Annotated in this window: 15 protein-coding genes and 2 pseudogenes; 1 reads left to right on the top strand and 16 read right to left on the bottom strand. The window is 67.2% G+C overall.

What is annotated here, in order from left to right:
• Nucleotides 1-2: 2 nt before the first annotated feature.
• Both OG203_RS40965 and OG203_RS40960 read right to left on the bottom strand, forming a co-directional pair.
• Nucleotides 3-1,346: an ABC transporter substrate-binding protein gene (locus OG203_RS40965; protein ID WP_405162555.1), complete on the bottom strand. Its 1,344-nt coding sequence runs from the start codon at nucleotides 1,344-1,346 to the stop codon at nucleotides 3-5.
• A gap of 4 nt (nucleotides 1,347-1,350) precedes the next feature.
• Nucleotides 1,351-2,358: a sugar-binding transcriptional regulator gene (locus OG203_RS40960; protein ID WP_405162554.1), complete on the bottom strand. Its 1,008-nt coding sequence runs from the start codon at nucleotides 2,356-2,358 to the stop codon at nucleotides 1,351-1,353.
• Nucleotides 2,359-2,459: 101 nt separating this feature from the next.
• Here OG203_RS40960 and OG203_RS40955 point away from each other — a divergent pair, with 101 nt between their 5' ends.
• Nucleotides 2,460-3,947 carry a mannitol dehydrogenase family protein gene (locus OG203_RS40955; protein WP_405162553.1) on the top strand — a complete coding sequence of 496 codons (1,488 nt, stop codon included), beginning with the start codon at nucleotides 2,460-2,462 and terminating at the stop codon, nucleotides 3,945-3,947.
• Nucleotides 3,948-3,992: 45 nt separating this feature from the next.
• Here the strand turns inward: OG203_RS40955 and OG203_RS40950 are convergent, their stop codons facing one another.
• The 14 genes and pseudogenes from OG203_RS40950 to steA all read right to left on the bottom strand — a co-directional run bounded on the left by OG203_RS40950 (nucleotide 3,993) and on the right by steA (nucleotide 20,642).
• Entirely contained in the window at nucleotides 3,993-4,751 is a 759-nt protein-coding gene (locus tag OG203_RS40950) for an acyl-[acyl-carrier-protein] thioesterase (RefSeq protein ID WP_405162552.1), read from the bottom strand.
• A gap of 1,149 nt (nucleotides 4,752-5,900) precedes the next feature.
• Nucleotides 5,901-6,059: pseudogene (locus OG203_RS40945) on the bottom strand (hemolysin III family protein); the annotation flags it as partial.
• Nucleotides 6,060-6,329: 270 nt separating this feature from the next.
• Nucleotides 6,330-7,739, bottom strand: a complete 1,410-nt coding sequence (gene der, locus OG203_RS40940) for a ribosome biogenesis GTPase Der (protein WP_405168163.1) — start codon at nucleotides 7,737-7,739, stop codon at nucleotides 6,330-6,332.
• A gap of 11 nt (nucleotides 7,740-7,750) precedes the next feature.
• Nucleotides 7,751-8,494: a (d)CMP kinase gene (gene cmk, locus OG203_RS40935; RefSeq protein ID WP_405162551.1), complete on the bottom strand. Its 744-nt coding sequence runs from the start codon at nucleotides 8,492-8,494 to the stop codon at nucleotides 7,751-7,753.
• A pseudogene (locus tag OG203_RS40930) lies at nucleotides 8,494-9,354 on the bottom strand (pseudouridine synthase); the annotation flags it as partial. The gene cmk and the pseudogene OG203_RS40930, both read right to left, overlap by 1 nt.
• Before the next feature lie 1,065 nt (nucleotides 9,355-10,419).
• Nucleotides 10,420-11,064, bottom strand: a complete 645-nt coding sequence (scpB, locus tag OG203_RS40925; RefSeq protein WP_405168162.1) for an SMC-Scp complex subunit ScpB — start codon at nucleotides 11,062-11,064, stop codon at nucleotides 10,420-10,422.
• 772 nt (nucleotides 11,065-11,836) lie between these two features.
• The gene (locus OG203_RS40920) at nucleotides 11,837-12,712 is read right to left on the bottom strand and encodes a segregation and condensation protein A (RefSeq protein ID WP_405168161.1); all 876 of its coding nucleotides are present in this window, start codon (nucleotides 12,710-12,712) and stop codon (nucleotides 11,837-11,839) included.
• Between the two features lie 851 nt (nucleotides 12,713-13,563).
• On the bottom strand, nucleotides 13,564-14,508 hold the full coding sequence (locus OG203_RS40915) for a ParA family protein (protein ID WP_379292109.1): 945 nt from the start codon (nucleotides 14,506-14,508) through the stop codon (nucleotides 13,564-13,566).
• Nucleotides 14,509-14,733: 225 nt separating this feature from the next.
• The gene (locus OG203_RS40910; RefSeq protein ID WP_405162550.1) at nucleotides 14,734-14,874 is read right to left on the bottom strand and encodes a hypothetical protein; all 141 of its coding nucleotides are present in this window, start codon (nucleotides 14,872-14,874) and stop codon (nucleotides 14,734-14,736) included.
• 165 nt (nucleotides 14,875-15,039) lie between these two features.
• Entirely contained in the window at nucleotides 15,040-15,993 is a 954-nt protein-coding gene (gene xerD, locus OG203_RS40905; protein WP_405162549.1) for a site-specific tyrosine recombinase XerD, read from the bottom strand.
• Between the two features lie 12 nt (nucleotides 15,994-16,005).
• Nucleotides 16,006-16,668 (bottom strand): NUDIX domain-containing protein, encoded by a 663-nt coding sequence (locus tag OG203_RS40900; RefSeq protein WP_405162548.1) that lies wholly within the window; start codon nucleotides 16,666-16,668, stop codon nucleotides 16,006-16,008.
• A 4-nt stretch (nucleotides 16,669-16,672) separates the two neighbouring features.
• Entirely contained in the window at nucleotides 16,673-18,394 is a 1,722-nt protein-coding gene (locus tag OG203_RS40895; protein WP_405162547.1) for a CTP synthase, read from the bottom strand.
• Between the two features lie 75 nt (nucleotides 18,395-18,469).
• Nucleotides 18,470-19,414, bottom strand: a complete 945-nt coding sequence (locus OG203_RS40890) for a copper transporter (RefSeq protein ID WP_405162546.1) — start codon at nucleotides 19,412-19,414, stop codon at nucleotides 18,470-18,472.
• Nucleotides 19,415-19,427: 13 nt separating this feature from the next.
• A complete protein-coding gene (gene steA, locus OG203_RS40885) occupies nucleotides 19,428-20,642 on the bottom strand; it encodes a putative cytokinetic ring protein SteA (RefSeq protein ID WP_405162545.1) in 1,215 nt (404 codons plus the stop codon).
• Nucleotides 20,643-21,280: the final 638 nt, after the last annotated feature.

Genomic DNA, 21,280 nt, shown 5'->3' with positions numbered 1-21,280 from the left:
GGTTACTGGCTCTCTCGATACGACCGTCCGACCACCTCGGCGTACTGCTGAGCTTGGTCGAGGGCGTCGCGGACGCTGATCCGGCCCGCGATCGCGGCGCTGATCTGCTGGCTCACCCGGGTGCCAAGGTCCTGGAATTCCGGGATGGTGAGGAATTGGATGCCGGTGTAGGGAACCGGTTGCACGCCTGGGTGTTCCGGGTCGACGCCTTCCATCGCCGACAACGTCAGCGGGCCGTAGGCCTTCGACGCTTCCTTGTACTCCGGAATCTGGTAGGTCGACAGGCGGCTGCCCGGTGGGACGTGTGACCAGCCGAGTTTCTCGCCGACCATCTTGATGTAGGGCTTGCTGGTCATCCAGGAGACGAATTTCCAGGCGGCGTCGGGCTTTTGGCTGGTCTTCGGGATGCCGAGGGACCAGGTGTAGAGCCACCCGGAGTTGGGCTTCTGCTGGATCGGGGCGAGCGCGTAGCCGATCTTGCCGACCACCTTGCTTGCGGCGGGATCTTCCAGCACGCCGACGGCCGAGGTGGCGTCGTACCACATCGCGGTGTTGCCCTGCGAGAGCTGCGTGGCGCATTCGCCGAAGCCGCTGGTTGCCGCGCCGGGCTCGCCGTGGTTGCGCACCAGATCGACGTAGAACTGCACGGCCCGAGCGACTTCGGGGCTGTTGAGTTGGGCGTGCCAGTTCTCGTCGAACCAGCGGCCGCCGAAGGTGTTGATCACGGTGTCGAGCGGGGCGAGCGTCTCGCCCCAGCCGGGCTTGCCGCGCAGGCAGATGCCGGAGCGGCCGTGCTGTGGGTCGTCGAGTTTGGCCGCGGCGGCGGCGACCTGGTCCCAGGTCGGTTCGGCGGGCATGGTGAGCCCGGCCTGCTCGAACAGGTCCTTGCGGTACATCAGGAACGACGACTCGCCGTAGAACGGCACCGAATACATATCGCCCTGATAGGACAACGACTTTCGCAGTGACGGGATGAAGTCCTGCTCGTCGTAATCGGGGGTGTTGCGCGCATAGGTGGACAGGTCGGTCAGCCAGCCGTTGGCGGCCCACTGCGGGGTCTCGTAGTTGCTGATCATCACGACGTCGAATTCGCCGCCGTGGGTGGCGACCGACGCGGTGATCTTGGCGCGCGCCTCGTTCTCCGACAGCGACACGAATTTCAGCTTGGTGCCCGGGTTTTCGCGTTCGAACTCGCCGGACAGCGCGATCGCGTCTTGCATCTGCGAGTTGGACACCATCGCGATGGTGACGGTGTCGCCGCCGCCGGAGGTGAACGAGCCAGCACCCGCGCATCCCGCCGTGACCATGACGGCTGAAATGGCAAGCGCCAGTAGGTGTCTGCTCATCGGCCTATACCTCGACCACGTCATCGGCCACGGCCTCCTTTTGTTCGAGCAGCCACCGCGCGCATTCGATGTCGGTGACGAGGATCTTGGCAAGTCCGCCGCGCAACACCCCGAAGGTGGCCTCGTGTTTGACCTCGCCACCGGCGATCAGCAGCGACGAGCGGCAGGCGCGCACGGCATCGAGAGTGACCGAAACCGTGCGCGCGGCAAGTGATCCCGCGACGTCGCGGCCGTCGGAGCGGAAGAATCGGCCGCCGATCTCGCCGACCGCGCCGAGCCCGCGCAGCTCGTCGAGGATGGCGGTGTCGAGGTAGCTGCCCTCGAACAGGGTGGTCGCGGTGGAGACGGTGCCGACGCCGAACATCATCACGTCGGCGTTGCGGCCGAGTGCCATGGGGTGGCCGAGCAGCGAATCCTGTTCCAGCGCGGTGACGGTCGCGGCATCGGCGTAGAGCGGGGCGTTCAAGCGGACCGGGGTGGCCTGTAGGACGGTGGCGCAGCGGCCGAGCGTGTAGTCGACGCCGGTTTGGTAGTCGACCGAGGTCATTGATCCGTCGAGCTGTACGACGGTGGCGCAGCGCGCGGACTTGGTGCGCAGTTCGCGTGCGACGGCGATTGTCTCTGGGCCCCAGGTGAATCCGAGTGTTGCCTGCGGTTGCAGCCGACGGGCGAGCACGCCGACCGCGGCGCGGGCCAGCGGCAGCAGGCCCGACGGTGAGCCGTCGGGCACGTCGCGGAGCACGACGGCCTCGGTGAGTCCGAACGCTCGCTCGAGATCGCCCTCGATATCGGTGTGCACCGAATCGCGCAGTTCGTCGGGGACGCTGATCTCGATGCGCACCAGGCCCTGCGCGCGGGCCCTGGCGATGAGCCTGCCCGCGGTCGGCCGCGAAACACCGAGTTTGGCGGCGATTTCGGCCTGTGTGGCGCCCTCTAGGTGGTACAGCTGCGCGGCTCGTAACGCGAGCCGGACGTCGTCGGGCGAGCCCGGGCGGGATGGGACGGTGGCCACACGGCCTCCTCAATGAGTCTGAGCATATGCTCAGCATGTGATCTACTGCTCATAGAAGGTACCATCCGAGGTGTGACGTACACAACACTGACGGGGTAATCATGACCTGGGACACAAGCGTGCCGTTGCGTGCCGCGAGCCTGCGGGACCTCGACTCCGGCATTGCCGTACCGACCTATGACCGGTCGGGAATCTCCACCGGCATAGTGCATTTCGGTGTCGGTGGGTTTCATCGCGCGCATCAGGCGATGTATATCGACCGGCTGCTCGAGCGCGGCGGCGCGCGCGAGTGGGGCATCTGCGGGGTGGGCGTGCTGCCCGCCGACCGCAGGATGCGCGACGCGTTATCGGCGCAGGACGGGCTGTACACGCTGTCGGTACTCGCACCGGACGGTTCCTGGACCACGCGCGTGATCGGCTCGATCGTCGAATACCTTTACGCGCCAGACGATCCCGAGGCGGTGCTGACGAAGCTGGCCGATCCGGCCACCCGCATCGTCTCGCTCACCGTCACCGAGGGTGGCTACCATTTCTCCGCGACCACCGGCGCGTTCCACGCCGACGATCCGGATATCCGCGCCGACCTCGCGCCGAATGCGGTGCCCGCCACCATCTTCGGGCTGATCACCGAGGCGCTGGCCCGGCGAAGGGCGCGCGGTGTCACGCCGTTCACGGTGATGTCGTGCGACAACATCGAGGGGAACGGGGACGTCGCGCGCGCGACGTTCAGCGCGTTCGCCCGGCTGCGCGATCGCGAACTCGGCGACTGGGTGGCGCGGGAGGTGTGGTTTCCGAACTCGATGGTGGACCGGATCACGCCGGTCACCCCGCCCGAGGCGGCTGAGGAGGTCGCGCGGCGGTACGGGGTGGCGGATCGATGGCCGGTGGTGACGGAGCCGTTCACGCAGTGGGTGCTGGAGGATTCGTTCAGCCTCGGGCGGCCGGATTACGGCGCGGTGGGCGTGCAGTTGGTCGATGACGTCGCGCCGTATGAGCTGATGAAGCTGCGGCTGCTGAACGCCAGTCATCAAGCGTTGGCGTATTTCGGGTATCTCAGCGGTTATCGGCTGGTGCACGACGCGGCGCGGGATCCGGCGTTTCAGCGGTTCCTGTTGCGGTACATGGATATCGAGGCGACGCCGACCTTGCGGCCGGTGCCCGGGGTCGATCTCGGGCTGTACAAGCGGACGTTGATCGAGCGGTTTTCCAATCCGGCGATCGGCGATACGGTGGCGCGGCTTTGCGCCGAGTCGTCCGATCGGATACCGAAATGGGTGCTGCCGGTGATTCGGCAGCGGCTTGCCGAAGACGGCGAGATCACCTGTGCGGCTGCGATTGTCGCCAGCTGGGCGCGTTATGCGGAGGGTGTCGATGAGCAGGGCGAGCCGATCGAGATCGTGGATCGGCTACGCGACCGGTTGGTCCCGCTGGCCCGCCGCCAACGCGAGGACCGCACCGCATTCCTCAGTGAGCGTTCGGTTTTCGGCGATCTGATCGACGAGCCGCGATTCGTCAGCGCCTATGTCAAGGTACTGGATTCGTTGTACGCCAAGGGATCTCGGGCAACCGTCGCGGAGTTGGCAGGTTAGCGGTTCGGGCCTCCCCCTGCTTGCTGTCGCCGCGGGTGGACCCGATCAGATGGGCAGGATCCGGGTTACCGCGTGGGTTTCGTCGGCGACGGTGAACCAGATATCGAGGCCCGAGCCCGCGCGCTGGGCGGCCAGGTCGACCTGATCGCCGGACTTCAGCGGTTTCACGTACTCGATGATCGCGCGATGCGGGCCCGACTTCAGGTCGTCGTGGTCGGTGAGGACTTCTTCGACGCCGCTGAGGTAGACCGAGTTGTTGACGTGGTCGAGCATGTCGATATCGGTGATACGCAGCGGGAAGGGGCGCACGCGCACGTCGGGGGCGTCGGCACTCGGCGCCGGGTCGGTGAGGGCGGCCTTCCAGCGCAGGCGATGTTCGGTGGTGCTGGCCAGCATCGGTTCCATGAAGCGGTCGCTCATCCGGGCCGGCACGCCGGATTCGGTGCCGAAGTGGATCAGGAAAGCTTCGGTCTCGACCAGCCCGCCCCCGCTGCCGGTGATCTGGACACGCATATTGCACCAGCGCGTCGACAAGCCCGAGCACCAGCGGCGCAGAATAACCCGTTCACCGAACTGAATCGGCTTGAGAACGTCCATCACCGTCCTACGCACCACCCACCCGCGATGGGCGTCCCCATCCTCGACGGCATCGAGATGCTCGAACCCGATGTCCTGCAGATAGCGGGCAATGGCATCGAGCCGAAGTCGCTGATCACCATCGGTATCAGCAAGACGAACCGGCCACCCCGTCTCGAACGGGGTTCCGGCGGTCGGACGTTCCGGCAGCACGCTGGGAATGACCATAGTTCGGATAATGCCAGGTCACCCTCCCCCCTCGCGCGTCGGCACGGTCAGCGCGTCGCCCATCTCACACCACGATCCACCCCACCATCCCCGCATAGCCCCGGTCAAACAACCCAGTTCACGACCAACAGGACACGGTGGCGCCCCGCCCACACTTCCCCACCACCATGTCCCGTTCGACGGTCAACACCACCCCGCACAGGACATGACGGCGGCCGTACTCACACTTCCCGCCACCACGTCCCGTTCGACGATCAACACCACCCCATCCGGGACATGACGACGTCCCCACTCACACTTCCCCGCCACCATGTCCCGTTTGACGATCAACACCACCCCATCCGGGACATGACGACGTCCCCACCCGCACTTCCCCGCCACCACGTCCCGTTCGACGGTCAACGTCACTCCGTCCGGGACATGAGGGCGGCCGTACTCGCACTTTCCCGCCACCATGTCCCGTTGGACGATCAACACCACCCCGCACGGGACATGAGGGCGGCCCCACCCGCACTTCCCCGCCACCATGTCCCGTTGGACGATCAACCTCACTCCGTCCGGGACATGAGGGCGGTACCACTCGCACTCTCCCGCCACCATGTCCCGTTGGGTATGAAGATCCCACTACCTGAGACCGCCCTACTTGGAAAACGCCCGAAAACAGCACCACAGCCAGTCCTCCCCTCCCCAACCGCCACCTCCCACACCCAAGCCGCGGCAGAGAAAGTCGGGTACCCCACCTGACGCGCTCAGCACTACTCGGGCATCCCACGGACGGCCGGAAACCTTGGGGCAGTACACCATTGAACTTCTCTAAGCACTCGATCCTGGGCGGGTATACCAAGAGATTTCCGTCAAGGTGGACCGTCCAAGGTGTTTACCCAGCAGTGCTGGGCACGTCGCCTGCCGTACCCGACTGTAGTTATTCGTCAAGTGCGCGGGGTGAACGTTCCAGCGTGGTCATCTGGCTGTGGTTGCGTCACAAACGCTTCGGACAAGGGAGGGTTGTCGTGTGGCGGCATGGAGGAGGGGTCTCACAGACCGTGCATACCTTTCACAGGGGACAGACCCCCTGTGAAAGGTATGGGCGCTCCGTGGGTTCGGCGGCCCTGGGAGTCGGGCACGGATCAGCCCGGCGCGGCCTGGCAGAGCGAACGGCGTGCAGCGGCCCGCTATGAACAGGAAGATCATCGAGTGGTCCGCCCGCTTCATCCGAATGCGGACCTGCGGGGTCGACCAGCTCACCCGGCGATAGACCGCACTGATGCCGAACAGTCCGCACACCATCAGTCCGCACACCGCGGCACTCCCCTTCGAGCCTGGCCCGGCTCGAGCTCGGCCCCATGCTTCCATGTCCATGATCTGCACCCGGACTCGGGATCAGCACTCGCTTTAGGGGCCATATTCCGGGTGCGGATCCCGAGTCTGGGTGCGAATTCTGCTGAATGCGGCGGCGTTCAAGATCATGGGGAACTGGTGGCGGGGGTTCTCGAACTTTGCCGCCATCAGTTCCCCATGATCTTGAAAGAGCCCCGGGACGGTTGGCGTCTCGGGGCTCTTTCGGGCTGGGGGTTCTGGTCAGCGCTTCTTGGAGGTGCGTTCGCGCTTTTCGCGGACGCGGACCGAGATGCGGACCGGGGAGCCGTCGAAGTTGAACTCTTCGCGCAGGCGGCGTTCCAGGAAGCGGCGGTAGCCTGCCTCGAGGAAGCCGGTGGTGAACAGGACGAACGTCGGCGGGCGGGTGGTCGCCTGGGTGGCGAACAGGATGCGGGGCAGGCGGCCGCCGCGCATCGGGGGTGGGGTGGCCGCGACTACTTCCTTGAGCCAGGTGTTCAGGCGGCCGGTGGAGACGCGCTTGTCCCAGGACTCGAGCGCGGTTTCCATGGCGGGCACCAGCTTCTGCACCGCGCGACCGGTGTGCGCGGAGATGTTCACCCGCTGGGCCCACGGGACGCGGACCAGGTCGCGGTCGACCTCGCGGTCGAGTTGCAGGCGGCGGTCCTCGTCGACCAGGTCCCATTTGTTGAAGGCGAGCACGAGCGCGCGACCGGAGTCGGCGACCATGCTGATCACCCGCAGGTCCTGTTCGGTGATCGGCTCGGAGGCGTCGATCAGCATGATCGCAACCTCGGAGGCCTCCAGTGCCGCCTTGGTGCGCAGCGAGGCGTAGAACTCGGTGCCGTTGGCGTGCGAGACCTTGCGGCGCAGACCGGCCGTGTCGACGAACTTCCAGATCTTGCCGCCGAGATCGACGAGCGAGTCGACCGGGTCGACGGTGGTGCCCGCGACATCGTGCACGACCGAACGCTCGTCGTCGGCCAGCTTGTTCAACAGGCTGGACTTGCCGACGTTGGGCTTGCCGACCAGCGCGACGCGGCGTGGACCGGTGCCGCCGGTGCCCTCGCGCGGAGTTTCCGGCAGCACGGACAGCACATCGTCGAGCAGATCGCCGGTGCCACGACCGTGCGCGGCGCTGACCATCCTCGGCTCGCCGAGACCGAGCGACCACAGCGCGGCCGCCTCGGATTCGACCTTCTGATCGTCGACCTTGTTGGCGACCAGGATGACCGGAATCTCGGAGCGGCGCAGCATCTTTACCGCCGCCTCGTCGGTGGCGGTGGCACCGACGACAGCGTCGACCACGAGCAGAATCGCGTCGGCGGTCTGCATGGCCACCTCGGCCTGGCGGGCCACCGACTGCTGCAGACCCTTGGCGTCGGGCTCCCAGCCACCGGTGTCCTGCACCAGGAAGCGGCGCCCGGACCAGTTGGCCTCGTAGGAGATTCGGTCGCGGGTGACGCCGGGGATGTCCTCGACGACGGCCTCGCGGCGGCCGAGAATCCGGTTCACCAGGGTCGACTTGCCGACATTCGGGCGGCCGACAACCGCCACCGTCGGCATGGCAAGCACCTCTTCGCCCGCGAACTCGCCGTCGAGATCGGTGAGCTCCCAGTCGGTTTCGTCACTCCAGATGCCGTCGCCGGCCATCACGTCTTCAGTCACTGCGGACCTCCCGTCCTGGTCGCCGAAATCTGTTGCGCGACAACGCGATACAGCTCGTCGATGACCTCATCCATGTTCAGGTCGCTGGTGTCGACCAGCACGGCGTCGTCGGCCGGACGCAGTGGGGACACCTTGCGGGTGGAATCGAGGTTGTCGCGTCGCTGCACGTCGGCGAGCACGGCCTCGTAGTCGTCGCCGCGGCCTTCGGCGATGTTCTGCTGGTTGCGCCGGTGCGCGCGGGCCTCGGCCGAGGCGGTCAGGTAGATCTTGGCGTCCGCGTCGGTCAGCACGACCGTGCCGATATCGCGGCCCTCGACCACGATTCGCTGTGCGGACGCGGCGATCTCGCGTTGCAGCGCGACGAGCAGATCACGGACCTCGGACACGGCCGACACCGCGGAGACGGCCTTGGTCACCGCGTCGCCACGGATCTCCGAGGACACGTCCTCGCCGTCGAGCTCGATCAGCTCGCGGCGCGGATCGGTGCCGATGGACAGCGGCAGTTCCTTCACGGCCGCACCGATGGCGGCGGCGTCGGTCAACTCGATGCCGGCGCGCAGCACGCGCAGCGTCGCGACCCGGTACATCGCGCCGGTGTCCAGGTAGCGGGCGCCGAGCCGGGTGGCGAGGCGGCGCGAGACGCTGGATTTACCGGTGCCGGACGGGCCGTCCATGGCGACGACGAGCGGAGTTGTTCCCGACATCTGCCGTGGCGCCTCGACCGGAATCTCCACACCCATCACAACGACACCGCCTCGTAGAGTTTGCCGATTTCACCGCGACCGAGCACGCGCAGCGTGCCGGGCCGTTGGTCGCCGAGCGCGACCGGACCGATATTGGTGCGCACCAACCGGGACACCGGGTGGCCGACCGCGTCGAGCAGTCGACGCACGATGTGCTTGCGCCCTTCGTGCAACACCAGTTTCACGAGGGAACGTCCCTCGTTGATTTCGAGCACCTGGAAGCTGTCGACCTTCGCCGGGCCGTCCTCCAGCTCGATGCCGTCCTTGAGCTTCTTGCCGATCCCCTTGTGCACCTCGCCGTTCACCGTCGCCAGGTAGGTCTTGGAGACCTCGTAGGACGGGTGCATGAGCCGGTGCGCGAGGTCGCCGTCGTTGGTGAGCAGCAGCAGGCCCTCGGTGTCGGCGTCGAGGCGGCCGACGTGGAACAGCCGCTGACCGGCCGCGATGCGCTCGGCGACGATGTCACCGACGCAGGGGCGGCCGAGATCGTCGGACATGGTCGACTGCCAGCCCTTCGGCTTGTTCAGCACGATGTGCACCAGTTCGGAGCGGACCATCACCCGGGTGCCGTCGACCCGGACCACTGCGACCTCGGGATCGATGCGCAGGCCCTGTTCGACCACGATGGCACCGTCGACCTCGACGCGGCCCTGGGCGATCATCTCCTCAGCGGCGCGCCGCGAGGCGACACCCGCCTTGGCGAGGACCTTCTGCAAGCGCTCGCCCTCGCCCCACGGCATCTTGACGTGGCCCTCGGCAGCCGCCGGTTCGACGTACTGGCGCTTGGCAGGCTTGGCGTTGTTGAGCAGCGGGTTCGACTGTGTCTGCTTCTGCGGCTTGGGGTTCTTCTTCTTGCCGGTCGGCGCGGACTGGGTCGCGCGGCGCTGCGGGATACCGCCCTGCGCGGGGGCTTGTGCGGCACCACGATAGGAGTTGCCGGACTGTGCGTTGCCGCTGCCTTCGCCACGGCCGCGGTAGGCGTTGCCGCCGGAGCCAGCTTCGCTGCGGTCGCGATAGGTGTTGCCCTGCGCGGAGCCGCCTTCGGAACGACCACGGTATGCGTTGCCGCCGGAGCCAGCCTCGCTACGGTCGCGATAGGTGTTGCCCTGCGCGGAACCACTTTCCGAGCGGTCGCGATAGCTGTTGCCGCCCTGCGTGTTGCCGTCGCGCGAGCCGCGGTAGCCGCCGCTCTGCGAGGAGCCGCCCTCGGAACGGTCGCGGTATGAGCTGCCACCCTGCGAAGAGCCGCCGCGATAAGCGTTGCCGCCCTGCGCGGAGCCGCTCTCGGAACGGCCGCGATACGCGTTGCCGCCCTCGGAGCGATCGCGATAGGAACTGCCACCTTGTGTGGAGCCGCCGCGATATCCGCTGCCACCCTGCGCGTTGCCATCACGCGAGCCGCGGTAACCGCCCTGCCCGGAACCACCTTCGGAACGGCCGCGATACGCGTTGCCGCCCTCGGAGCGATCGCGATAGGAACTGCCACCTTGTGTGGAGCCGCCGCGATATCCGCTGCCACCCTGCGCGTTGCCATCACGCGAGCCGCGGTAGCCACCCTGCGCGGAACCACCCTCGGAACGACCGCGATACGCGTTGCCACCCTCAGAACGGTCGCGGTAGGAGCCGCCACCCTGCGCGTTGCCACGGTCGGTGCGGCCGCGAGATGTGCCGCCCTCGGAACGGTCGCGGTATCCACTGCCGCCCTGTCCGGTGCTGCCGCGATATGCGTTGCCGCCCTGCGCATTTCCGCGCGGGCTGCTGGATTGTGCGGTGCCGCGGTAGCCGCCTTCACTGCGCGCCGCGCCGCGTTCGGTCCCCCTTCGAGCAGCGCCTGCGCCTCTTACGGGCCGCTGCTGCTCGTCATTGCGTTTCCTGCGATCCGGTGTGCCATCTCGGCGAGCGGAAGTATTCATTTTGTCCTGTCAATCCTCGCTGCCAAGGTCCAAGTCGGCCTCGGCGGGTTTTTTCAGCCTGGTGTAACGGGGGTCCGTATCCAGGCTCTCGTTGATCTCATCGATCAGGTCGACGCCCGGGAGCAGGGGCGCCAGTGGCGGCAAATCGGACAGCGACGCGAGTCCGATCCGTTCCAGGAACAGCTCGGTCGTGCAGTACATCGTCCCGTTGGTTTCCGGGTCGACACCTGCCTCGGCGAGCAGGCCCCTGGCCAGCAGCGTGCGCATCACCCCATCGACGTTCACGCCGCGCACCGCGCTGACCCTGGTCCGGGTCACCGGCTGACGGTATGCCACCACCGCCAGAGTTTCCAAAGCCGCCCGCGTCAGTTTGGTGCGGGCGCCATCGAGCAGCACCCGTTCAACATATGGTGCGTACTCGCTGCGAGTATAGAAGCGCCACCCGTCCCCGACGAAACGCAGATCGATCCCACTGCCCCGCGCGGACAGTTCCGCCCGCATCTCCCGCAACACCTCATCCACCCGCTCGGTGGTGTCGTCGAGCGCCGCCGCCAACTGCTCTACCGGGGCCGGAGCGTCCACAACGAGCAGCATGGCCTCCAACGCCGACCGGAATTCAGCATCGTCCAGATGCTCGGGGGTGAACTCCGCCACTGTGTCATTGGCGACTGGTGTCGCGTCGTGGGTGGTCGAGTTCGGAGCGGCGGCGTCGGGAGCCACGTCGTCAGCATTTGGAGCTGCGTCGTCAGTGTCCGGAATCGCGGTAGCGGCATCCGAAGTTGTGTCCTCAGCAGCCGGGATCACGTCGTCGGCATCATCCGGGGTCGAGTCATCGACAGCCGGAGCCTCGGTGTCGGCGACCGATGTACCGACGGACTTCTTCGCGGTGGCAGCGGTTTCACCCCTCGCAGCGTGCGCCGAGTCGCCCGAGGGTGTCGCGACGGCAGCCGAAATCGCGTCGGCGGCATCACCCGCGGTCGAGTCGTCGACAACCGGAGCCTCAGTGTCAGCGACGGAGGTACCGGCGGACTCCTTCGCGGTGACAGCGGTTCCACCCGTGGCAGTGCGCGCCGAGTCGCCCGAGGGTGTCGCGACGGCAGCCGAAATCGCGTCGGCGGCATCCCCCGCGGTCGAGTCATCGACAACCGGAGCCTCAGTGTCAGCGACGGAGGTACCGGCGGACTCCTTCGCGGTGACAGCGGTTCCACCCGTGGCGGCGCGCGCCGAGTCGCCCGAGGGGGTCGCTTTGGCGGAGAGTTCTACTGCCTCGGTGTTCTTACCGCCAGTTTCCGTCGCGTCGGTGTCGCGGTCGGTTGTATCAGAGACGTCGGCGTCCACGGTGTCGCTCACGACTCCACCTCGCTGACGCTCGGTTCCGTCGCGCGCGAACGCACGCTGCGTCCTTGGTTCGCTCGCTGACGCTCGCTCACCCGTAATCCTCCTCGATGGTCAGGTCCGCAGGCTCGTCCTGGACGTCGTCGCCGATCCAGCTGACCGACAGTGGGCCGAGCGGGTCGGGCTGGTCGAACTCGATCGTTTTGCCTCGGTAGAGCTCTAGTAGTGCGAGGAAGCGCGCGACGATCTCGATCGGCACGTCGCAGTCGACGACCAGTTCGGCGAAGGTGGTCCAGCCACCTTTGCCGCGCAGTTTGAGCAGTTCGAGCACGAGCGCGGCCTGTTCGGCGACCGAGATGGCGTGCGAGTGCAGGTGGTCGAGGCCGACCTTGGGCACCGGGCGTGGGCGGAAGGCGGCTGCGGCGATGGCGGCGAATTCGTGCGCGTCTACTCCCAGCGTAACCTCGGGCAGCAGGTCGGCGAAGCACTCCTCCAGCCCGACCGCGCGCGGGTAACGCCGCAGTGCGACGGCCTCCAGCTCGCCGAACAGCTCGGCAACCTGTTTGAACGCCCGATATTGCAGCAGCCGCGCGAACAGCAGGTCGCGCGCCTCGAGCAGTTCGAGGTCCTCGGCGTCGGTCATCTCTCCCGAGGGCAGCAAACGCGCCGCTTTGAGATCGAGCAAGGTGGCCGCGACGACCAGGAATTCGGTGGTCTGATCCAGGATCTTGTCGGCCCGCAGTTTCATCGTGGCGTCGTCGGACAGCGCTGCGGTCAACGCCTTGGTATAGGCGATGAACTCGTCGGTGACCTGATGCAACGCCACCTCGGTCACGTCGAGCTTGCGCGAACTGATCAGCGTCAGCAGCAGATCGAACGGCCCTTGAAAGTTACTCAGCCGCAGATGGAATCCGGACTTCTTCTCCTCAGGCGCGGAGCCTTCACCGGAGGAAGCGCCGCCGGGCACCGCCGCGGCATCACCGGAAACGACCGCAGCACCGTCGGGCACGACCGCGGCATCACCGGGCCCGACCGCAGCACCGTCGGACACCGCCGCAGCACCACCGGAAACGACCGCAGCACCGCCGGGCACGACCGCGGCATCACCAGGCCCGACCGCAGCACCGCCGGACACCGCCGCAGCATCACCGGAAACGACCGCAGCACCGTCGGGCACGACCGCGGCATCACCAGGCCCGACCGCAGCACCGCCGGACACCGCCGCAGCACCACCGGAAACGACCGCAGCACCGCCGGGCACGACCGCGGCATCACCAGGCCCGACCGCAGCACCGCCGGACACCGCCGCAGCACCACCGGAAACGACCGCAGCACCGCCGGGCACCGCCGCGGCATCACCAGGCACGACCGCAGCACCGTCGGACACCGCCGCAGCATCGCCAGGCACGACCGCAGCGGCAACAACCGCATCGTTGTCCGCGCTGCTGGAATCAGCGGCGCGGACAACAGCACCCATCGATACGACGGCATCGTCTCGCCCAACGGCGTCGCCCGAGTTCTCCGCACGCTCGGCAACATCGCCCACAGCGATCGACTCCGAAACGAATTCGGAGTCCGCGGTGGGTGGCTTGTCGGGCATGTCGACATCATCGAGCACAGTCGTCTCGTGCGATACGTCGAGGTCTGGCGTTGCCGCGTTGCCCGATTCGCTCGAAGTCACCGTGTCGGCCTGTTCGTCCGGGGCGTCGGGGGCTGCGTCGGCCCGCTCCAGGAGATCACCCGGTGCGGAGTCGTCATCGGACTCCGAGCCGGGTGAGTGGGTTACTGCTGCGGGTGGCGCGGGGTCTGGGCCGCCGATCACCGGCCGGACCGGTGGATGACTTCCCGCGCCATTGCCCGATATGCTTCGGCCCCACCGGATTTCGGTGCCCAGGTGGTGATCGGTTCGCCCGCGACGCTGGCGTCGGGGAAACGGACGGTGCGTGAGATCGCCGCGTCGTAGACCAGGTCGCCGAACACCTCGACGACTCGTGCCATCACCTGACGGGAATGGAGTAGTCGAGCGTCGAACATGGTGACCACTATCCCGTACAGGCTCAGCCTCGGGTTCAGCCGGTCGCGCACCTTTTCCACGGTGTCGTTGAGCAGTGCGAGCCCGCGCAGCGAGAAGTACTCGCATTCCATCGGGATGATCACACCGTCCGAACACGCCAGCGCGTTGACGGTGAGTAAACCGAGCGAGGGCTGGCAGTCGATGATGATGTAGTCGTACTTGTCACGAATGGGATGCAGTGCCCTGCCGAGGGAATGCTCGCGCCCAACCTCGTTGACCAGCTGGATTTCCGCCGCCGACAGATCGATATTGCTCGGCAGCAGATCCATGTTCTCGACCCGCGTCGGCATCAGCACGTCATCGATCGAGCCCTTGGAGCCGACGAGCAGGTCGTGCACGGTCAGGTCGAGATCGTGGTGGGCCACACCCAATCCCGCGGACAGCGCGCCCTGCGGGTCCAGGTCGACCAGCAGCACCTTGCGCCCGTATTCGGCAAGCGAGGCACCGAGGTTGATGGTGGAGGTCGTCTTGCCGACGCCACCCTTCTGGTTGCACATGGCGACGATGAGGGCGTCGCCGTGGCGTTCCAGCGGTGGTGGGTCCGGCACGAGGCGCAGTGGGCGCCCGGTGGGTCCGAGTGCCGCGTCCTCCGGGACCGGTTCGGCCCCGGTGCCCCACAGGGTTTCGGCCGCGGCCTCCGAGTACGGACCCGTGCGCTGCCCCGTGCGCGGCTCCGCCCCAGCACCCATCGGCGGCTCTGCCGCTTCGGCTGATGTCACGATCCGCTGCTCCTTATACGTTCCTGCCCGTTGCCTCGCCGAGCGTAGCGAGGCCGATCAGGCCCGACCCTCGCTTTCGTACGGTCCGACTCTCGATAGACGCTACCGCGTACGAGCGGTCAAGTGCCGCGACGCGCGCGGCGTGTTCGCGGCACCACGCCGGGCCGCGAACAGCAAGACGCTACCGCGTATCGCTCAGCGCCACTCCGGGTCACCGTCGAAACGCACGTCGAACCGGTCGTGCGACGCATCCATGCTGCCCCATTCCGCCTCCCCGCGGTCGCTCCGGCCGAGCTGCCGGAAACACTCGAAACGGACGATACCCGGTGTCAGCACAGCGAAAACTCCGCGGGTCGAGACTTCTTCGCACACCCGCTTCATCCGTCACATATCGGGTGGCGTGCTGAGGGGTATGTGAGAGACGAAGGGGGTGTGCGAAGTTGACCTATCTGTCGCTTGGTCTGAGGTCGTTGGCGGTCTCGATGCGCCTGGCTGCGAAGTTCAGCGGGCGCGGGGGTGGGCGGTGGCCCAGACTTCGCGGAGGGTGTTGACGGTGACGAGGGTGTAGATCTGGGTGGTTGTTACCGAGGCGTGGCCTAGAAGTTCTTGGACCACGCGGACATCCGCGCCACCGTCGAGCAGGTGGGTGGCGAAGGAGTGGCGCAACGTGTGTGGCGAAACCGTGGCGCCGATGCCCGCGCGTTCGGCTGTGGTTTGTAGTACCTGCCAGGCGCTCTGCCGTGATAGTCGGCCGCCGCGCGCGTTGAGGAACAGCGCGCCCGCGTTGCCTTTTCCGCTCGCGGCGAGCTTCGGCCGGCCCCGAACCAGGTACGCGTCGACCGAGGCGAGCGCGGGCCTGCCGATCGGCACCATGCGCTGTTTGCCGCCCTTGCCGTGCAGCACGACAGCGCGTTCGTCGGTGTCGATGTCGTCGACGTCGAGGCCGACCATCTCGGAAATCCGTGCGCCCGTGGAATAGAGCAATTCCAGCAACGCCCGGTCACGCAGACCGCGCGGACCGCCGTCGGTGCCCGGCGCGGCATCGGGATCGTTCACCGAACCACCGCCCGCGGCCTCGAGCAGTTTCAACACCTGGTCGTACGGCAGCGCTTTGGGCAGCCTGCGACCCGGCGCTGGCGGCTTCACCGCATGCGCGACATCGGTGGTGGTCATCCCCTCGGCCGCGGCGAAACGATGCAGCCCGCGCACCGCGATGAGCGCGCGGGCCACCGAACTCGCGGCCAGCGGCGGGAATTCGGTGCCACCGGCCCGCAGCGCCATGGTGAACTCGGCGACGTCGCCCTCGGCGACCTGATCGAGCGCGGCGATACCGCGCCCGGTCAGGAAGTCGAGGTACCGGCCGAGGTCACGCCGGTAGGCGCCGAGGGTGTTGCGCGCGGCGCCGCGCTCGACCGCGAGATGGTCGAGGTAGGCGTCCAATTCCCGCGCGAGCACCCGCGGTCCCCGTCAGTCCGTCGACTTCGCGGCTGTTTTGCGGCGCAGGAACGCGGTGGGCTGCCCTGGCCACGGCGCGTCGGCCGACCGTAGCTCGGCATTGCCGGCGCGGGCAGCGGCCAACGCGAAGACACCGGCCACGGCGGTCGCGTTGACGATCTCCCCGGCCAATGCCGCGCGCACCGCCTCATCGACCGGCATCCGGACGATCTCCAGGTCCGCCTCCTCGAATTCCGGCTCCGGCCGGTCGGTTTCGTACAGACCGCGGGCGTAGTACACCCGCAACGCCTCGTCGGTGAACCCCGGCGAGAGCGCCACATCCACCAGCACGGCCCATTCCCTGGCAGCCAGTCCGGTCTCCTCGGCGAGCTCACGCTGCGCGGCGACGAGCGGGTCCTCGCCGGGCAGGTCGAGCAGACCGGCGGGCAGCTCGAGCAGCCGCCTGCCGATCGGATGCCGGTACTGGTTGATCAGCACCACGTTGTCGTCGTCATCGATCGCGGCGACGGCGACCGCGCCGTGATGCTCGATCACCTCGCGTTCGACGACCTTGCCGCCCGGCATCCGCACCTGGTCGAGCCGCAACGCCAGGATGGCGCCGCTGTAGACGGTCTTGCTGGACACGGTCTCGAAATCGTGGCTGCCCGGTTCGGCGGTGCCACCGTCCTGCGTCATCGTCCTACGCCTGATCCGCCGCGCTCGCGAATTCCTCGTCCGGGATGTCGACCGGAAGCCGCTCGGCGAGCTTGTATTCCAGCGCCGCCGCGACGAGCGCCGCGAACAGCGGGTGCGGGCGGGTCGGGCGGCTCTTGAGCTCAGGATGCGCCTGGGTGGCGACAAAGAACGGGTGCACGTCGGCGGGCAGTTCGACGAACTCGACCAGATGCCCGTCGGGCGAGGTGCCGCTGAAACGCAACCCGCTCTTGGCGATCCGGTCGCGGTAGGCATTGTTCACCTCGTAGCGATGCCGGTGCCGTTCGGAAACCTGCTCGCTGCCATACGCCTGCGCGACGACCGAACCCTTCGCCAGGGTGGCCGGATAGGCGCCGAGACGCATGGTGCCGCCGAGATCGGCCTCACCCGCGACGGCCTGTTCCTGATCGGCCATCGTGGAGATGACGGGATGCGGTGTGTCCGGCTCGAATTCGGCCGAGTTGGCCTCGGCAAGACCGACCGAACGCGCCGCCTCGATGACAACGCACTGCAAACCGAGGCACAGCCCGAGCAGCGGAATGCCGCGGGCTCGGGCGTAGCGGATGGCGCCGACCTTGCCCTCGATGCCGCGAATACCGAAGCCACCGGGGATCAGCACCGCGTCCACGTCACGCAACGCGGCCTGCGCACCGGCCGGGGTCTCGCATTCGTCCGACGGCACCCAACGGATGAGTACCTTGGCCCGCGAGGCGAACCCGCCCGCGCGCAACGCCTCGGTGACCGACAGGTACGCGTCGGGCAGGTCGACGTACTTGCCGACGAGCGCGACCTCGACCGTCTCGCGCGGCGAGTGCACCCGATCGAGCAGATCGCCCCACACGGTCCAGTCCACGTCGCGGAACGGCAGCCCGAGCTTGCGCACCACGTAGGCGTCGAGGCCTTCGCGATGCAGCACGCGCGGGATGTCGTAGATCGACGGCGCGTCCGGGGTGGAGATGCAGGCGTCCACGTCGACGTCACACATCAGCGCGATCTTGCTCTTGAGCGCCTGCGGCACCTCGCGGTCACAGCGCAGGATCAGCGCGTCGGGCTGGATGCCGATATTGCGCAGCGCCGCCACCGAGTGCTGGGTCGGCTTGGTCTTGAGCTCTCCGGAGGGGGCGAGGTAGGGCACCAGCGAGACGTGCAGGAAGAAGACGTTGTCCCGGCCGACATCGTGACGGATCTGGCGAGCCGCCTCGAGGAACGGCTGCGACTCGATATCGCCGACGGTGCCGCCGATCTCGGTGATGACCACGTCGGGGGTCTGATCGTCGGCGTCCGGCGCGCTCATGGCGAGCACCCGGCTCTTGATCTCGTCGGTGATGTGCGGGATCACCTGCACCGTGTCGCCGAGGTATTCGCCGCGACGTTCCTTGGCGATGACTGTCGAATAGATTTGCCCGGTCGTGACATTCGCGTCCCGGGTCAGGTCCCTGTCGAGGAACCGCTCGTAGTGACCGACATCCAGATCGGTCTCGGCCCCGTCCTCCGTCACGAAAACCTCTCCATGCTGGAAGGGGTTCATGGTGCCGGGATCGACGTTCAAGTAGGGGTCGAGTTTCTGCATCGTGACGCGCAGTCCACGCGCCGTCAACAGCTGACCGAGGCTGGAGGCGGTAAGACCTTTACCCAATGAGGAGGCGACTCCACCGCTGACGAAGATGTGCTTCGTGGCCGTTCGCGCCTGATTCCGTGTATGACCCACGGGTCTTCACGGTAACACGGATCAGGCGTCCAGTTCTAACGCCACGCACGTTTGCTGTGAGATGGCCGCGTACTTCTAGCGAGGGGCAGAAGCGAGTGTGAGCGAGGTCGCCTTGTCGCCGGTGCCGTATCGGCCGGTGCCGCCGTTCAGTTGTTCGCTCAGCGCGAGCACGGTGGTGACACGGCCGATCTCGCGGTCCAGGTTGTCGACGGTGCTGACCGAGGTGGCCAGCGGGCCGTCGGAGCGGACGATGGCGAGCGGCCCCGGGTTCTCGGCCGCGCCGGAACGTCCGGCGAGGACAACACCCGCGCCACGGCCGCGCAGTGCGCCCGCGAAGCGCGCGATGTTGGCGCCCTGGCTGTTCTCACCGGACTTGGCGCCGTTGCCGGTGATCACGACCGCGGACTGGGCCGGGTGCACCGGGGTGTCGCCGTAGGCGAGAAAGCCGCCGCCGCGCAGTGTTTCCAGGACGAGGCCGAGTTCCTGTGGGGTGCCGCGGGTTTGCCCGTTGGCCGGATCGAGCAGAAGGACGAGGCCGAGCAGGTCACCGGCCATGCTGCCCTGATCGACTGCGCCGGTACGCAATTGGGCACCGGCGGGAATGACATTGGTGACGGTGGTGCGCATCCGGTCGCCCTCGGTGGCGTCGACGAACGCGTCGGTGAGCGCGATCCGGCCGGTGATGGTCGCACCCGAGGTCTCCAGCGACTTGGTCACGCCCTCGATGTCGGCGGGATCGGCGTCGGGCGTGGTGAACACCGCGACGCTGCGATCGGCCAGGGTGCCGCCGAGGATGCGGCCAGCGGATCCGGCGATGAAGCGGTCGGCCGCGTTCATCTGGTCGGTGAGGTGCCGGTTCTGCTCCGACACCGTGTCGACCTGTTGGCGCAGATCCGATTTGTCCGCGCGCAATCCCGATAGCAGATCCGCGGCCAGCGTCTGCGATCCGAGCACAACGCCGATGGCGAGGGCAAGGAAGATCGCCACGATCGAGATGGCGTGCTGGCGTAACGAGATCATCGTTCTCCCTTGGTCATTTGTTGCCAGCGCCGACCAGGCCCTGCGCCCACAGCGCGAACCGGTCCCAGGTGTCGGCGGCCCAGGCCATGGCGTCGGTGCCGGTATTGGAGGCGAGCAGCACCACGATCACCGCGATCAGGGCGGCGAGCACCACCAGCGCGACGCCGATGCCGGACACCCGATTTCGGTACAGCGTGGCGACGGCTTTGGCGTCCATCAGTTTGGTGCCGAGCTTGAGCCGGGTCAGGAACGTCGCCGGATTGCTCTCGCGGCGGCTGCGATCGAAGAAGTCGTCGAGGGTTGCGGCGGCGCCCGCGGTGACGATCAGCGACGCGCCGTGGTGATGGGCGAGCAGCAGCGCCAGGTCGGCGGGCGCGCCGGAGGACGGGAAGGTGGTCGCCCCGATGCCGAGATCCTGGATGCGTTCCAGGCCCTTGGCGTGGCCGTCGGTGTCGGCGGGCAGGATCACCTCGGCGCCGCATTTCAAGGTGGGGCTGGTGATCTCGTCCGGGTCGCCGACGATGAGGTCGGGGCGGTAGCCCTGTTTCATCAGGGTGTCCGCGCCGCGGCCGACGCCGACCATGATCGGCACGTACTCCTTGATGAACGGCTTGAGCCGCTTGAGGTCCTCGGCGTGGTCTGGGCCGTCGGCCACCACCACCACATGCCGATGCTTCATCGATAGTTCCAGCTCCGGCACGCCGATGCCGTCGATCAGCAGCGCGCTCTCGGTGCGGATGAACTCGATGGTGTTGCCCGCGAACGCCTCCAGATGATCGGCGAGCCCGTTGCGCGCCTCGATCATCCGCTCGGCGATATCGGAATCGGTCAGCTCGAGGCCCTCGACCAGGACCTCGGGCTCCTTCTTGGTGAGCTTGTCGGCGTAGACGACACCCTCGTGGATACGGACCTTGACGCCGTCCTTGATCTTGCTGAACGCGTCCGAGCTCACCGTGTCAAGCAGCAGAATGTTGTTCGCCACCAGCACTTCCGGGCCGAGGTTGGGATAGCGGCCGGAAATCGACGGCGACGTATTGATCACCGCGACCACCCCCGCCTCGACCAACCGGTCGGCGGTGAGCCGGTCCAGGTCCATCTCGTCGAGCACGACGACATCCCCCGGTCCGACTCGTTTCAGCAGGCGCCGGGTGTTGCGATCCACCCGGGCCATCCCGGAGAGGCCGGGCAGCGTTTCGGTGTTCCTCGACAACAACGCCAGCATCTTCATGGCTCCGATGCTGCACGCAAACCCTCAACCGTTGGTGGAGGCGCGCCGCACCATCTACCACATACATCACTGTGACAACAGTGACACGACACGCGACACGCGGAAGAAGCCGTGACAGCGTGTCAAACGTGGCGACCGTCACATAAGGGCCCTTAATCCGCGCGCCCAACGAGCAAGACCGCTACCGTTTCGTTACCGTCGACCAGCCCGACGACATCTCGACGTGATGTGACAAAGGACGACAGCGTGATGTGCCTCGAAATAGCCAGGGAGACCAGGCTTTTGCGCCGAAGACCAGACATTTCTCCGATACCGCCAGGTTCTGGACATTGCCGACAAATGCGGTCGATTCGATGAGCCGACACCGGACGATCGATGCCGAGCGGCGCCTTGTCGCCGATCTGCGCAATTCGAGCAGTGGTCAGCAAATTAATAGCTACTCCAAGCGGCAGGCCGATGCGTGGCCGTCGCTGGAGGAGCCGTGGTCGTCGGAAGATCAATGGGCGGCGGCGGATCAGTGGGCTCCGGACGATCGATGGGTGCGGCCCTCGGATCAGTGGCCGTCATCGGTGGATCAGCGAGCACGGTCGGGCGATCGCGTGCCGTCAGCGGATCAGCGGGCACGGCAAGGCAATTCG

This window comes from Nocardia sp. NBC_01499 (assembly GCF_045040275.1).
Classification (GTDB): Bacteria; Actinomycetota; Actinomycetes; order Mycobacteriales; family Mycobacteriaceae; genus Nocardia.
Note: the sequence above shows the minus strand (reverse complement) of the source record. Positions and strands in the feature narration are given on the sequence as shown.